Raw genomic sequence first — 14,150 nt, 5'->3', positions numbered from 1 at the left:
AGCAGGTCAAGCAGCCGGCGTATTTTTTCCGCGCCCACCCACGGCCAGCGAACGGTCGCCGCCTCCAGTCAATGAAAGCCGACATCTTTTGAGTGAGATCGACCCCACGGGCAAGCCTGCACCGGGCCCCAACACGCGTCTGGCGCACGGCGGCAATCGGCCGTCGGACTATCATGGCTTCGTCAATCCGCCGGTGGTGCGCGCTTCCACCATCCTGTTCCCCGACTCGGCCGCGCTGAAAGGCCGCTCGCAGCGCTACACCTACGGCCTGTCCGGTACGCCGACGACTGAGGCGCTGGAGGCGGCGCTTTCCGAACTCGAAGGCGCAGCCGGCACGATCCTCGTCCCATCCGGCCTCGCGGCCGTGACGGTTCCGCTGCTCGCCTTCCTTTCCGCCGGCGATCACCTTCTGATGGTGGACTGCATCTACGGCCCCACCCGCCGCTTCGCGAACACGGTGCTGAAGCGGCTCGGCGTCGAGGTGGAATACTTCGATCCGAAGCGGGCCGAGGGGATCGCGGATCTGATTCGGGCGGAGACGAAAGTCGTGTTCCTCGAAGCGCCCGGCTCCAATACCTTTGAGATGTTGGATATCGGCGCGGCGGCGCGCGCGGCGAGGGCCGCGAACGCCGTCACCATGATCGACAACACCTGGGCGACGCCGCTGCATTTCCGGCCGCTCGACCACGGCGTCGACATCTCGATCCACGCGCTGACCAAGTATCCGAGCGGGCATTCCGACGTGTTGATGGGCAGCGTTTCCGCCAACGAGGCGACGTATCGCCGACTGCGCGACACGCAGCTGACGCTCGGCATCAACGCCGCACCCGACGACGTCTATCTCGTTCTGCGCGGGCTGCGATCGATGGGCGTCCGGCTCGATCGCCATGCCGAGACGGCGATGCGCCTCGCGGAATGGCTGGAAGGGCACGAAGCGGTGGCGCGGGTGCTCCATCCTGCCCTGCCCTCCTTCGACGGCCACGACCTGTGGAAACGGCAGTTCGCCGGCGCGAGCGGGCTTTTCTCGATCGTGCTGCGCCAGCCGCATGGCGACCCGGCCCCCTTCGTCGACGCGTTGGAGCTCTTCGGCATCGGCTGGTCCTGGGGCGGTTTCGAGAGCTTGGCAGTACCCGTCGACCTGTCGGATCGCACGCTCGCATTGGCTCCCGACGAGGGTCCGGTGGTCCGTCTGCAGATCGGGCTGGAGGACTTCACGGACCTCAGAACCGATCTCGAACGCGGGCTGGCGGCGCTCGCTGCCCGGCAAAACAAAAACGGCTAGAGGCTGCGGAACCGCCTGTGACCTCGTCGCATTCATGCGCGTGCAACGGGTAGGAGGGACGCGTCATGCCGGTGATCGACAATGACGAGGCGATCAGGGATCGCGCCTACGCGCTCTGGGAAAAGGCCGGGCGTCCGACCGGGCAAGAACACGTGCATTGGGCCGAGGCCAAGCAGCAGATCGAGGACGAACTGGGCGTCGATTCCGCCCCCATCGTGGTGCTGGAGCCGGTAGAAGAGCCAGTACCCGGACAGCCGGCGGAAATCGTGCAGCTCCGTAGCGCCCTCTATGCGCCGGAGCCGTTCTCGTTCGAACTCTTCGGCGGCGAATGCCCGAAAATCGACCTCGCCATTCTCGTGCGAGCCGCCTGAACGAAAACCGTACCGCAAGGTCAGGAAAAGCATCCCCGGCATCTCGACATTCGCCATGATCCCGCTTGACGGGGAAGGCCGGAGCCTGGATCTTCGCGCCCGAACTATAGTTCGGCGCATGTGCGATGTTGCTTCGGTCGATCCTGTTGCTGGTTGTCGGGATCGCCGCCGTTCCTCGCGCCGCCCACGCCGTGGATTTCGACTTGTTCTCCTCGGTGAGGGTCGCTGAAATCTCCTATCGAACGCCCGCCGTTCGCAAGGGCGAGCGCCGCCCACGTCGCGCCCCCATCCTCCTGCCGCCGGACGACCTCGGTTGCGCCGACAGCTTCCGCAGCGACGAACTCGAGATCTGGTCCTCGACGACGGGCACGATCTGGCGCCTCCTGCCGCCGAAATTCCTCGGCGTCGGCGCGCTGATGGACGTCATCGAGGTCGAGTAGGCGACCGGGAAGCCACCCTCACGACGACGGATGCGAACTCGGCTTCGCGGCATTGACCTTGCCCTCGGCCTCGTCGGCATCCTCCAGCCGGACGAAGGTCGCTCCTGCCCGCTTCAGCGCGAGGATGCCCGCCGCGACGCCGGCCCCCGCCGGCCGGTGCGGCTGGTTGATATGCGCGATGACGACATCGCCATCCTTCGCGGCGGCCAAGCGCTTCTCGACGGCGGCTGCCGGCAGGGACGCGCCGACATCGGCGTTCAGCGAATAGCCGGCGATGCGGTAACCCTCGCTGGTGACGAGCGCGACCGCGTCGCGGCTGTAGCGTGCGGTCGCGCCGCGGAACCAGTGGGGCGCGGTGCCGGTGGCCGCGAAGATCGCCAGAGCGCCGCCGTCGACCTCCGCCCGCACCGCTTCCAGCGTCCCGGCCGAGGGAAGGCCGAAGACGGTCGGCTTATCGGTGACGGCGGGCACGTGCTCCGCTCCGTGGTTCTCGATCTCGAACAGATCGGGATGCGCCAGCATCACGGCGAGCGCCGGACCGTTCCGCTTCAGCCAGCGGCCGGTGACGAACACCGTCGCCGGGATGTGCTCGGCGACGAGCGTGTCGAGGATTCGGTGGTCGGTCTCGCCGGAACAGGCGTCGAAGGTCAGCGCGATCTCGCGGCTTCCCGTCAAGTGATCGAGACGCAGGCTCGGCTCGACGTCGCCGGCGAATGCCGGCGTAGCGCACGCCGCGAGAACGAGAACAATGGCGGAATAGCGGATGAGAGGCAGCACAGGCGGCTCGTCGAGGGTGTTCGGACCGAGGCCATAGGGTGGGATTGGCGCGAAATGAAGGAGCGGCGGATCGATCCGCCGGGTTGTTGCCGAGCGTTGCCGCCCCGCCACGCCGGACGGGCTTGACGCATCACGTTCGCTGCGGAACAGAACGGGAATGGCCATGTCCCGCCGTTCACCGCTTCCCGTTTCGAAACACGACGCGCGCCGCATCTGGCTTCGCGCGCAGAGGCTCGATTCGCGCGAGCCGTTCGGCGGCGGCGCCGAGGCGACCCCAGCCGCCGTCCGGCATCTCGGCTACGTGCAGATCGACACGATCAACGTCATCGAACGCTCGCATCACCATATCCTCTGGACCCGCATTCCGTCCTATCGGCTCGAGCACCTTGCGCAGGCTCAGAGCGTCGACCGCAGCGTCTTCGAATACTGGACGCACGCGCTGTCCTTCGTGCCGGCGGAGGACTACCGCTTCTTCCTGCCCGCGATGCGGCGATATCGGCTGAAGCCGGCGAACTGGTTCGAGAAGGTCACGAAGGCCGACCTCGCGAAGGTCATGAAGCTGGTGCGCGACGGCGGCGCGCTGTCGATCCGCGAGATCGATGACGACGTCCTGGTCGAGAAGGACCATGCCTGGGCGAGCCGCAAGCCGTCGAAGCGCGCGCTGCAGCTCGCCTTCTACACCGGCGCGCTGACGATCAGCGCCCGCACCGGCATGCTGAAGACCTACGAGCTGACGGATCGGCATTTCGGCTGGGCGGAACGGCCGAAGCCCGCGACTGAGCGGCAGGTCGCCGACTACATGCTGGATCGCGCGCTCAAGGCGCAGGGGATCGTCAGCCTCGATTCGGTCTGCCACCTCGTGCCGAGCCGCAAGACGGCGATCCGCGAGCGGATCGAGGCGCGCGTGCGGCGCGGCGCGTTGCGGGCGGTCGCGGTGGAGGATGCCGGCCGCGTCGAGCACTGGGCCGCGCCGGAGGCGCTGGAGGCGCTGGCGCCGCCGGACGAGGAGCCGGTGCACCTGCTCTCGCCCTTCGATCCGCTGATCATCCAGCGCAAACGCCTCGCGGCGTTCTTCGGCTACGAGCACCGGTTCGAGGCCTATGTGCCCAGCGACAAGCGGGTGCTCGGCTACTTCGCCCTCCCCGTCCTCGTCGGCGACCGGGTGGTCGCGGCGTTCGACCTGAAGACCGACCGCCGCAACGGGCGTCTCCTCATGCAGAAGGCGACGTGGCTGGAAGAACCGTCCGCCGAGCTGAAGCGGCGGGTCGACGCCGAACTCGGACGCTTCGAGCGCTTCCAGTTGCAGCCTTGAACCCGCTCAGTGCGGGCGCGTCGCCTCCAGTTCGCCGAGGCCGGAGGCGAGCCGCTCGTGGTAGCGGCGGTCGATGTCCGGCAGCGGTTCGCCCTTGATCGTCGCCTCGAAGCCGTGGAGGCGCTTGTAGATCGACAGGAGCTCGACGATCGTCGGCCAAGAATTGACGAGGTACTGGAACGACGAGCGCACCTGATCGAAGGCGTTGGTGATCTGTGTCAGCGCGCCGAGCGTAATCGCGCCGGCGACGATCGCCGGCCCGAGCACGAGATAGGGAAAGATGTTGTCGATCTGCAGGTAGCCGATGCGGGCGATGTTGAAATAGACGTAGTGGAAATACAGCCGGAAGTAGTTCTGCCGCACGTTCTCGAACAGGGCGGCGACGGTCGGCGGCTGCGCCGCCTCGGCATGGTCCTCGCCGTAGACGAGCTCCTTGCGGTAGGCCGCCTCGACCCGCTGGTTGCGGAATTCGAGGCCCGGCAGCTTGATGCCGACGATGGCGAGGAAGGCGGTGCCGAACGCCGCCCAGACGATCGCCGCCGTCACCAGCGGATGCGGCACGGCGCCGAGAATCGGCAGTTCGGTGACGCTGCCCGACAGCCGCAGCAGCACCGGCAGAAAGGCGATCAGCGTCATCACCGCATCGATCAGGCTGACGCCGAGCGTTTCCATCGTGGTGGAGAAACGCATCGTATCTTCCTGAACGCGCTGGGATGCACCCTCGATGCCGCGCAGGCGCTCCCAGTAGGCCATGTAGTAGTCGTTCATCGCCGTCCGCCAGCGGAAGATGTAGTGGCTGACGAAGAAGCGGGTCAGCGCGCCGACCGCGACGGCGACGAGCGCGATGGAAAGGAAGGTGCCGATGCCGCCGTAGAGTTCGGCGAGCGTGACCGGCCGGCTCTTCGACAGCGCCGCCTGCACGAGATCGTAGAACGGCCCGTACCAGTTGTTGATCGCGACGCTCACCTGCACCTGGAAGTAGGTGGTGAAGAGGATCAGCGCCGAGCCGAGGATCGACCAGTTCAGCCACGGATGCCGCGGCTCGCGCCACCGCCACAACAGGTGGAACAGCAGCGTCATCACGGCGAAATAGATGTAGAACCACAGGAACGGCGGCGACCAGAAGATCGAGACGCCGACTTCCGGCTCCTGCCCGTCCGGCAGCGGACCCATGCCGAACGAGGCGCCGAGATCGCGCACGAAGCCGTACCACGCGACGACGCCGATCAGCGCCCAGACGACGGCGGAGATGAAGAACGGCTTCGGGTTCGGAAAGAACGACTTGAACATCGCCCGCCTTTCGACGTGTTGCGTTGCGTCCCCTTAACCCGCCCTCCCGGGTTTGCGTAGTGAACTCTCGTTAAGCCTTGGGGAACTGCGTCAGAAAGCGCTCGGCGAGTTCCACCGTACCGGCCGTGTACCATTCGCCGTAGCGACTGGCGGTCTCGCCGTCCCGGCGGGAGGCCGCCCAGGCAGTGAGAAGGATACGCCGAAGCAGCACGAAGACCGGCAGCATCGCCGCATCGTCACGTCTCAACGGTGCGACGGACCGGTAGCCCTCGACCCAGGCCGCCTGCAGATCGGGCACCACCGGCTCGTGCTCGATGAAGCTGATGGCCGCGGCGAAATCCGCCATGAACCAGCCGAAGCCGCAGTCGTCGAAATCGATGACACTCAGCTCATCCCCCGCTGCGAGAAGGTTGGCGAGCCGCAGGTCGGCATGGATCAGGCCGAATTGCTCCGGGCTGGCGCCGTAGGCAGCGAGCGCCCGCTCGATTGCGGCGACCGCGCGTGCGAGCACAGCTTGACCGGAGGCGTCGAGCCCTCTCGCCGCGCGCCAGTCACCCCAATGCGCCCGGCTCCCGAGGCTTCGTTCGAAGTCCCATACGCGCCGCGTGAAGCCGGCCGGCCTCGTCCAGGTCCGGCTGTGCGTGTGGAGGCGGGCGGTGATCGCGCCCAGCCGTTCGAACCAGCGTGGCAGATCGCGGTCGACCGGCGGCTCTGCGCCGTCCGCGAACTCGAACACCGCGACATGTCGTATCCCCTCGCCGATCCGCGCCTCGCCGACCGTGGCGCCATCGAACCGCGCCAACACGGCAGGCGTCCGGACGATCCCGTCCTGCCGCAGCGCCTCGATCCAGGCATGTTCGGAGCGGATGGCGGCCGCATCATTGTAAGCCGCCCGATGCAGCCGCACGACCCGGCGTCTGCCATCTGAGCCGGTCGCGAGAAAGGTCGCGTTCTCGGACTCGGTTATGAGGTCCAGCCGCGTCGCGGGCGGCAGCCCCCATTCGCCAAGCGCGCCTGCAATGGCGCCTGCCGCGTCCGCGAGAGCGGCCGGGCGCGCGTCGACGGCTCGATCTGGGACGGGCATCAGCCGAGCAGGAAGTCGACGATGAGCTTGACGTTCAGGCCGGCGATCACGAATGCTATCAGCATCGCGAAGCCGGTCAGCCAGCGCGGCGCGACGAGCGCGCCCATCTTCGTGCGGCTGGCGGTGAAGAGGACCAGCGGGAACACGGCGAAGGAAAGCTGGAGGCTGAGCACGACCTGCGTCAGCACGAGGAGTTCCGCCGTGCCTGCGTCGCCATAGAAGATGGTGACGCCCGCCGCCGGCACGATGGCGATCACGCGCGTGACGAGGCGGCGGAGCCACGGCGCGATTTTGAGGTTCAGAAACCCTTCCATTACGATCTGGCCGGCGAGCGTCGCGGTGACGGTCGAGTTGAGACCGCAGCAGAGCAGCGCGATGCCGAACAGCGTCGGCGCGATGGCCACCCCGAGGATCGGCGCGAGCAGGCTGTGCGCCTGTCCAAGCTCGGCGATCTCCGTCCGGCCCGTCACATGGAAAGTTCCGGCGGCGAGGATGAGGATCGAGGCGTTCACGAGGAGCGCGAAGCAGAGCGCGACGGTGGAGTCGATGGTGGCGAACCGCAGCGCCTGACGTTTCTCCGGCAGCGTCTGCCCGTAGTCACGGGTCTGCACGATGCCCGAATGCAGGTAGAGGTTGTGCGGCATCACCGTCGCGCCGAGGATGCCGAGCGCGAGGTAGAGCATCTGCGGGTTCGAGACGATCTCGGTGGTCGGCGCGAAACCGCGGATCACGTCGCCCCAGTTCGGATCGACCATCGCGATCTGGACGGCGAAGCAGACGGCGATGACGCCGAGCAGCGTCATCACCAGCGCCTCCACCCAGCGGAAACCGAGCCGCTGCAGGAGCAGGATCAGGAACACGTCCAGCGCGGTGATGACGACGCCGATCTCCAGCGGAATGCCGAACAGCAGGTTGAGACCGATGGCGGTGCCGATCACCTCCGCGATGTCGGTGGCTATGATCGCGATCTCCGCCAGGAGCCAAAGCGGAAGGGCGACGAAGCCCGGATAGGCGTCGCGGCAGGCCTGCGCGAGATCGCGGCCCGATGCGATGGCGAGCCGGGCGCAGAGCGATTGCAGCACGATCGCCATGATGTTCGACAGGAGCGCGACGGTGAGCAGCGTATAGCCGAAGGCCGAGCCGCCGGCGATCGAGGTCGCCCAGTTGCCGGGGTCCATGTAGCCGACGGCGACGAGATAGCCCGGGCCGACGAAGGCGAAGGCTTTCCGCATCGGCGAGCCGCCGCGCGCCTCGACGGAGCGATGGACGTCGAGCAGCGATCCCTCGCCACGCTCCCGGCGCCAGCCCTCGCCGTCGATCCGCACGCCCATCTCCGCCGACATGGCTCGATCCTTCGAATTGGTCAAAGCCAAATCTGTCCCAGGGTGTGAAGTTTGTCCAGTGACAAACTTTGCTGCTTCGGCGATCGTCCTGTATGTGAGCTTTTGATCGAAAGCGGAAAGGCTATGACGAAAGGCGGCGACGATTTGCCCTGCGGTTCCGCGGCCGAACGCTTTGCGCGGGTGCGGCGGGCCAACCAGTCGGAACTGGCGGAGGACTACGTCGAGATGATCGACGACCTCATCGCCGAGCGGGGCGAAGCGCGGGCGGCCGACCTCGCCGACCGCTTCGGCGTCTCGCCGGGCACGGTGGCTCGCACGATCCAACGCCTCGCCCGGGACGGCTTCGTCGAGAGCCAGCCGTACCGATCCATCTTCCTGACCGAGCGCGGCAAGCAGGTTGCCGAGGATGTGCGCGCCCGGCACCGGCTCGTCTTCGATTTCCTCGTCGCGATCGGGGTGCGGCCGGAGGCCGCGGAAATCGATGCCGAAGGCATCGAGCACCACGTCGGCAACGAGACGTTGCAGGCCTTTCGGCGCTTTCTCGAGGGGCGGTCCGGCGGCTGAACCGACCCGCTTGCAGCGCGGCGAATATGTTCAGCGACTCTTTGACCGGCGAGGGAACGGAAGCAGCCGCGCCGGCTTATGGCACCATCAGACATGAGGGGAGCCGTATTCGGTGAACGTCCAACTTCCGTCCGTCAAGATGAAAGCCTTCAGCGCAAAACCGGCGGTCCGGCGCTCGCGCATCGAGGAAGGCAGGCCGTTTCCGCTCGGCGCGACCTGGGACGGACTGGGTGTGAATTTCGCGCTCTTTTCCGCCCATGCGACGAAGGTCGAGCTCTGCATCTTCGATCAGAACGGCGAGACCGAGATCGAGCGGATCGAGCTGCCGGAATACACGAACGAGATTTTCCACGGCTACCTGCCTGAAGCGCGCCCGGGCCTCACCTATGGCTATCGTGTCTACGGCCCTTACGAGCCGAATGCCGGCCACCGCTTCAACCACAACAAGCTGCTGATCGACCCCTACGCCAAGCAGCATGTGGGCGAGGTGAAGTGGGACCACGCCCTCTTCGGCTACACGATCGGACACAAGGACGCTGACCTTTCGTTCGACGAGCGCGACAGCGCCGCCTTCGTGCCGAAGTGCCGCGTGGTCGACCCGGCATTCACCTGGGGCGACGAACAGCGTCCGAACGTCCCGTGGGAGAAGACGATCTTCTACGAGACCCACGTGAAAGGCTTCACGCAGCGCCACCCGGCGGTACCTGAGGAGCACCGCGGCACCTTCCTGGGCATGGCGCAACGCGACGTCATCAAATACGTCCAGAGCCTCGGCATCACTGCCGTCGAACTGCTGCCGATCCATTCCTTCGTCGACGACAGCTACCTCGTCGAGAAGGGCCTCCGGAACTACTGGGGCTACAACACGATCGGTTTCTTCGCGCCGGAGCCGCGCTATTGCGCGACGCCGTTCATCAACGAGTTCAAGGAGATGGTGACGCAGTTCCACCATGCCGGGCTCGAAGTGATTCTCGACGTCGTCTACAACCACACGGCGGAAGGCAACGAGCTCGGCCCGACGATCTCGTTCAAGGGCATCGACAACGCCACCTACTACCGCCTCCTGCCGGACCAGAAGCGCTACTACATCAACGACACGGGCACCGGTAACACGGTGAATACCAGCCATCCGCGCGTCATGCAGATCGTGACGGATTCGCTGCGCTACTGGGCGGGCGAGTGCCGGGTCGACGGGTTCCGGTTCGACCTCGCGACGATCCTGGCGCGCGAGCCGAACGGCTTCGACGAGGGATCGAGCTTCCTCTACGCCTGCATGCAGGATCCGCTGCTCGCCTCGGTGAAGCTCATCGCCGAGCCTTGGGACTGCGGTCCGGGCGGTTATCAGGTCGGCCGCTTCCCGCCGGGCTGGGCCGAGTGGAACGACGGCTACCGCGACACGATCCGCTCGTTCTGGCGCGGCGACGAAGGAAAGATCCCGGCGGTCGCCGACAAGATCAGCGCCTCGGCCGGCATCTTCAACAACCGCGGCCGCAAGCCGTGGGCGAGCGTGAACTTCATCACGGCGCATGACGGTTTCACGCTGCACGACCTCGTCTGCTACAACGACAAGCACAACGAGGCGAACGGCGAGAACAACCGCGACGGCCACTCGCACAACCTCTCGAACAATTACGGCGTCGAGGGACCGACCGACGACGAGACGATCACCGAGATCCGGTATCGGCAGCTTCGCAATCTCTTCGGCACGCTGCTTTTCTCGCGCGGCACGCCGATGATCCTCGCTGGCGACGAGTTCGCCCGCACGCAGAACGGCAACAACAACGCCTATGCGCAGGACAACGAGATTGGCTGGGTCGACTGGGAGGTGACGGACGAAAGCCGCGATCTTGCCGAGTTCGTCCAGAAGCTGATCATGTTGCGCCAGTCGCTGCCGATGCTTCGGCGCGGCAAGTTCCTGACAGGCGCCTTCGACGAGGAGTACGGCGTCAAGGACCTTGCCTGGATCACGCCGGCCGGCGTCGAGTTCGACCAGCAGAACTGGAACGACGGCGGGGCGCGCTGCTTCGGCATGCTGCTCGACGGGCGCGCGCAGTCCAGCGGCATTCGGCGTCCCGGCACGGAAGCCACGATGCTGATCGTGATGAACGCCCACCACGACGTGGTGAACTTCAAGCTGCCGGAAGCGAACGGCGGCGAGCGCTGGCACTGTGTGATCGACACGAACCTGCCCGACCGCTCCGAACTCGTGCCGTTCGACTTCGGCGACGAATACATGGCGACCGGCCGCTCTTTGCTGGTGTTCGTGCTGGAGCCGCTGGACGACGAGACCCACGCGACCGCCCAGCGCTCCTTCGCCCACATCTCCCGTGCCTTCGCGAAGGCGGCGACGAACCAGATCCACTTCTGGAACGAGGGCTGACGCAGCCATCCCGGGAAAGCAAAAGGGTCCGTCCTCGGACGGGCCCTTTTCTTTTTTATATACCTGACAAGGATGCAAGACCGATAAAGATCAACAACCCAAGACTCGATAACGAACCAATACCGGCAAGAAGCCCCCAAACGCCTCACGATGGCCTTTCGCTCCGAAAGGCCGCGAGCGCTTTTGCGATACAATAAAACGCGTTCCAAATCATCAGAACGACCGAAACCACCAACCAAGCAATCATTGAGAATCCGGTATAGAACGGCCCAATACGCAACATGCCGGAGCGGCTTGCCGATCACTAGCACGAGATCGTTCCAAAACTTTCGGGAAAATCGTTGATCTTATCAATGCCCTCCCGCCCCGCCGCCGCCCCCACCGAGCTTGATGTTGCGTAGGATCAGCGCCAGCGGGATCGCCGCGAGCGACAGGAGCATCAGGGTGAAGAACACGTCGATATAGGCGAGGTAGCCGGCCTGCGTTTCGACCTGCTGGCCGATCCACGCCGTCGCCTGGTTCTGCGCCTCGACGGCGGTCGCGCCGCGTTCGGAAAAGAACTGCGTCAGCGTCGACATCGACTGGTGATAGGCCGGCTCCGACGGCACGACGCTTTCGACGAGACGGCTCTGATGCCATTGTTCCCGGTGCGCCAGCGTGTTGGCGGCGATGGAGACACCGATCGACCCGCCGGTGTTGCGCGCCGCGTTGATCAGCGCCGAGGCTTGATCCGTCTGGTTCGGTTTGAGCCCCGCATAGGAGGCCGAGGTGATCGGAATGAAGATCAGCGGCAGGCCGAAACCGAGATAGATGCGCGACAGCGCGAAGAACCAGAAGTTCGAGTCGCCGTAGAGCCGCGTCAGGTCCCACATCGCACCGGCGATGATCGCGGCGCCGACAGCGATCAGGTACTTCGGCTGGATCTTACCTGAGACCTGGCCGATCAGAAACATCATCATCATCGTGACGACGCCGCCGGGCGACAGCGCCAGACCCGCCCAGGTGGCCGTGTAGCCGTAGTACTGCTGTAGCAGTTCCGGCAGGAACTGCGTCGTCGCGTAGAGGATCGCGCCCGTCGCGCCCATCACGATGAAGCACGAGCCGAACTGCCGGCTACCGAGAAGCCGCGCATCGACCGCCGGGTTCTTGTGCGTCAGCAGCCACGGGATCGACAGCGCCAGCGCCAACCCGCTGACGAGCGCCATGACGATGATGAAGTTCGAGTTGAACCAGTCGTCGGTCTGACCGCGATCCAGCACCACTTCCAGCGCGCCGAGGAAGGTGGCGACGAGCGCGAAGCCGACGATGTCGAAGCGCACGCCGGTCTTGCGCATCTTCGCCCGCTCCTTTCGAAGCGACTCCGGCTCCTGCACCATGAACCAGACGAGCGTGAAGGCGAGGACGCCGACCGGCCCGTTGATCAGGAAGCACCAGTGCCAGGAGTAGTTGTCGGAGAGGAAGCCGCCGAGCGTCGGCCCGACCACCGGGGCGACGACCACGGCGACGCCGAACAGCGCGAAGGCCTGCCCGCGCTTCTGCGGCGGGAAGGAGTCCGCCAGGATCGATTGCGAGATCGGCACCATGCCACCGCCCGCGAAACCCTGGATGACCCGGAAGACGAGCAGCGAGTCGAGGTTCCAGGCGAGGCCGCACAGCACGGACGCGGCGGTGAAGGTCGCGAGGCAAAGCAGGTAGAAGCGCCGGCGCCCGTAGCGTTTCGCGATGAAGCTGGATGCGACCAGCACGATCGCGTTCGACACGAGATACGTCGTGACGACCCATGACGCCTCGTCGGAACTGACCCCGAGCCCGCCGGAGATGTAGCGGAGCGCGACGTTGGCGATGGTGGTGTCGAGCACCTCCATGAAGGTCGCAAGCGACACGACGAGCGCGATCGCCCACGGGTTGATGCCCTTCGCGACGCCGGACGAACCGCCGCCCGACGCCGCGCCCGCTGCCGCCACGTCAGTTCCTCAGCCGGTCGGCATAGGGCCGGATATAGGCCGGCGGCTGGCGCACGGTCGCGCTCGGCACCACCGACATGCCGGGGCCGATCGAGACATCGGTCGGCCACTTGTCGACGACGATCTTCACCGGCACGCGCTGCACCACCTTCACGTAGTTGCCCGTCGCGTTCTCCGCCGGCAGCAGCGAGAAGGCGGTGCCGGAGCCGGGCTGCACGGAATCGATGCGACCCTGCAACGGATGGTCCGGATAGGCGTCGATGGAAACGTCCACCGGCTGGCCGGGCCGCATGTCGGTAATCTGCGTTTCCTTGAAATTCGCAGTCACCCAGATCTCGTCCGGCACGAACATCGAGACGCTCTGGCCGGCATCCAGATACTGGCCCTTCGAACCGGTAAGGCGGACGACGCGGCCGGCCTGTTCGGCCTTGATCGTCGTATAGCCGAGGTTTTGCTCGGCTTGCTCGACCGAGGCTTCGGCCTGATGCAGGCTGGCGATGGCGCTCGCCTTCTGCGCCTGCGCCGAGGCGACGCTCTTGACCGAGGAGGTCAGGCCTGCCTGCGCTTCCTGGAAGCTCGCCTGGGACTGCTGGAGATTCGAAACCGCCTGCTGCGCGTTCTGCACGGTACCCGTGCCGGTCTGCGCGAGCTTCTGCTGCCGGCTCGCCTCGTCCTGCGCGAATTGGAGGGCTGCCTGGGCCGAAGCGATCCGCGCCTTCGATTGATCGACAGCGGCGTTGCTGGAGGCGATCTGCGCGTCGGCCGACTGCACGAAGGCCTTGGCGGATTCGAGTTGCCCCTTCGCCTGGTCGAGCGCGATCTGGTAATCGCGCGGGTCAATGCTGAGGATCACGTCGCCCGGGTTCACGTGCTGGTTGTCGGTCACCGGCACCTCGCCGACATAGCCCGACACCTTCGCCGCGACGGAGAACTGACGCGCATCGACGAAGGCATCGTCCGTCGACTCGTACGGGTAGAAGAAGATCAGCCAGGTGAAGTAGCCGAGCACGGCGACGACGGCGACGCCGATAAGGCCGAAGAGGATCCAGAGCGGGTGGCGACGGATCAGCGACGGCTTCTTCGGCGCCGGCTGCTCGTCGCCGCCCTCGTCCGCAGCGTCGTCGCTCTCGTTCTCGGCTGACCCTTCGGAACGCTTCGGCGCCTGCTCGTCCTCCTGACCGCCCCGTTTCGCCTTCCGCTCGGCATCCTTCTGCCAGTCGTCGAGCGAACGGCCGGCGGGCGCGTCATGCCGCTGCCCTTCTTCGGCGTCGATGGTCGGCGCCCGCTGATCGTCAGGCATGCAAAACTCCGGGGCAGGCCTGTTCGACCATGCCGTCTGATGC

General features: G+C 66.0%; 12 protein-coding genes. 6 read left to right on the top strand and 6 right to left on the bottom strand.

What is annotated here, in order from left to right:
- The first annotated feature begins 97 nt into the window (after positions 1-97).
- From metC to F6X38_RS07085, 3 genes are all read left to right on the top strand, one after another.
- Complete coding sequence (gene metC / locus F6X38_RS07095; RefSeq protein ID WP_425482832.1) at positions 98-1,282, top strand: cystathionine beta-lyase; 1,185 nt, start codon at positions 98-100, stop codon at positions 1,280-1,282.
- Between the two features lie 65 nt (positions 1,283-1,347).
- Positions 1,348-1,653, top strand: a complete 306-nt coding sequence (locus tag F6X38_RS07090) for a DUF2934 domain-containing protein (RefSeq protein ID WP_150968910.1) — start codon at positions 1,348-1,350, stop codon at positions 1,651-1,653.
- Between the two features lie 125 nt (positions 1,654-1,778).
- Positions 1,779-2,093, top strand: a complete 315-nt coding sequence (locus tag F6X38_RS07085) for a hypothetical protein (RefSeq protein ID WP_150968909.1) — start codon at positions 1,779-1,781, stop codon at positions 2,091-2,093.
- Positions 2,094-2,111: 18 nt separating this feature from the next.
- Here F6X38_RS07085 and F6X38_RS07080 read toward each other — a convergent pair whose 3' ends face one another.
- Positions 2,112-2,843, bottom strand: coding sequence for a polysaccharide deacetylase family protein (locus F6X38_RS07080; protein WP_425482831.1), 732 nt, complete (start codon positions 2,841-2,843; stop codon positions 2,112-2,114).
- Between the two features lie 190 nt (positions 2,844-3,033).
- On the opposite strand from F6X38_RS07080, the gene F6X38_RS07075 reads away from it, so the two are divergent.
- Positions 3,034-4,182 carry a winged helix-turn-helix domain-containing protein gene (locus tag F6X38_RS07075; protein ID WP_150969141.1) on the top strand — a complete coding sequence of 383 codons (1,149 nt, stop codon included), beginning with the start codon at positions 3,034-3,036 and terminating at the stop codon, positions 4,180-4,182.
- A gap of 6 nt (positions 4,183-4,188) precedes the next feature.
- Here F6X38_RS07075 and sbmA read toward each other — a convergent pair whose 3' ends face one another.
- The 3 genes from sbmA to F6X38_RS07060 form a co-directional block, all read right to left on the bottom strand.
- Complete coding sequence (sbmA, locus tag F6X38_RS07070) at positions 4,189-5,472, bottom strand: peptide antibiotic transporter SbmA (protein ID WP_150968907.1); 1,284 nt, start codon at positions 5,470-5,472, stop codon at positions 4,189-4,191.
- A 70-nt stretch (positions 5,473-5,542) separates the two neighbouring features.
- A complete protein-coding gene (locus F6X38_RS07065; RefSeq protein ID WP_150968906.1) occupies positions 5,543-6,556 on the bottom strand; it encodes a phosphotransferase enzyme family protein in 1,014 nt (337 codons plus the stop codon).
- On the bottom strand, positions 6,556-7,887 hold the full coding sequence (locus tag F6X38_RS07060) for an Nramp family divalent metal transporter (protein ID WP_150969139.1): 1,332 nt from the start codon (positions 7,885-7,887) through the stop codon (positions 6,556-6,558). Before F6X38_RS07060 ends, F6X38_RS07065 begins: the two co-directional genes overlap by 1 nt.
- A gap of 135 nt (positions 7,888-8,022) precedes the next feature.
- On the opposite strand from F6X38_RS07060, the gene mntR reads away from it, so the two are divergent.
- Entirely contained in the window at positions 8,023-8,463 is a 441-nt protein-coding gene (gene mntR / locus F6X38_RS07055; protein ID WP_150968905.1) for a manganese-binding transcriptional regulator MntR, read from the top strand.
- Between the two features lie 139 nt (positions 8,464-8,602).
- On the top strand, positions 8,603-10,843 hold the full coding sequence (gene glgX, locus F6X38_RS07050; RefSeq protein ID WP_150969138.1) for a glycogen debranching protein GlgX: 2,241 nt from the start codon (positions 8,603-8,605) through the stop codon (positions 10,841-10,843).
- A gap of 350 nt (positions 10,844-11,193) precedes the next feature.
- Here the strand turns inward: glgX and F6X38_RS07045 are convergent, their stop codons facing one another.
- Positions 11,194-12,807, bottom strand: coding sequence for a DHA2 family efflux MFS transporter permease subunit (locus tag F6X38_RS07045; RefSeq protein WP_150968904.1), 1,614 nt, complete (start codon positions 12,805-12,807; stop codon positions 11,194-11,196).
- 1 nt (position 12,808) lies between these two features.
- Complete coding sequence (locus F6X38_RS07040; RefSeq protein WP_150968903.1) at positions 12,809-14,107, bottom strand: HlyD family secretion protein; 1,299 nt, start codon at positions 14,105-14,107, stop codon at positions 12,809-12,811.
- Positions 14,108-14,150 lie beyond the last annotated feature (43 nt).

This window comes from Plantimonas leprariae (assembly GCF_008802405.1).
In the GTDB taxonomy this organism is placed as follows: domain Bacteria; phylum Pseudomonadota; class Alphaproteobacteria; order Rhizobiales; family Rhizobiaceae; genus Plantimonas; species Plantimonas leprariae.
This window is presented reverse-complemented; position numbering and strand designations above follow the sequence as displayed.

Excerpts from the sequence above, each read along its gene's own strand:
- F6X38_RS07075 (WP_150969141.1), top strand. The coding sequence starts at position 3,034 with ATGTCCCGCCGTTCACCGCTTCCCGTTTCGAAACACGACGCGCGCCGC.
- mntR (WP_150968905.1), top strand. The coding sequence starts at position 8,023 with ATGACGAAAGGCGGCGACGATTTGCCCTGCGGTTCCGCGGCCGAACGC.
- F6X38_RS07085 (WP_150968909.1), top strand. The coding sequence starts at position 1,779 with ATGTTGCTTCGGTCGATCCTGTTGCTGGTTGTCGGGATCGCCGCCGTT.
- F6X38_RS07040 (WP_150968903.1), bottom strand. The coding sequence starts at position 14,107 with ATGCCTGACGATCAGCGGGCGCCGACCATCGACGCCGAAGAAGGGCAG.
- F6X38_RS07060 (WP_150969139.1), bottom strand. The coding sequence starts at position 7,887 with ATGGGCGTGCGGATCGACGGCGAGGGCTGGCGCCGGGAGCGTGGCGAG.
- F6X38_RS07065 (WP_150968906.1), bottom strand. The coding sequence starts at position 6,556 with ATGCCCGTCCCAGATCGAGCCGTCGACGCGCGCCCGGCCGCTCTCGCG.
- glgX (WP_150969138.1), top strand. The coding sequence starts at position 8,603 with ATGAAAGCCTTCAGCGCAAAACCGGCGGTCCGGCGCTCGCGCATCGAG.
- F6X38_RS07090 (WP_150968910.1), top strand. The coding sequence starts at position 1,348 with ATGCCGGTGATCGACAATGACGAGGCGATCAGGGATCGCGCCTACGCG.
- sbmA (WP_150968907.1), bottom strand. The coding sequence starts at position 5,472 with ATGTTCAAGTCGTTCTTTCCGAACCCGAAGCCGTTCTTCATCTCCGCC.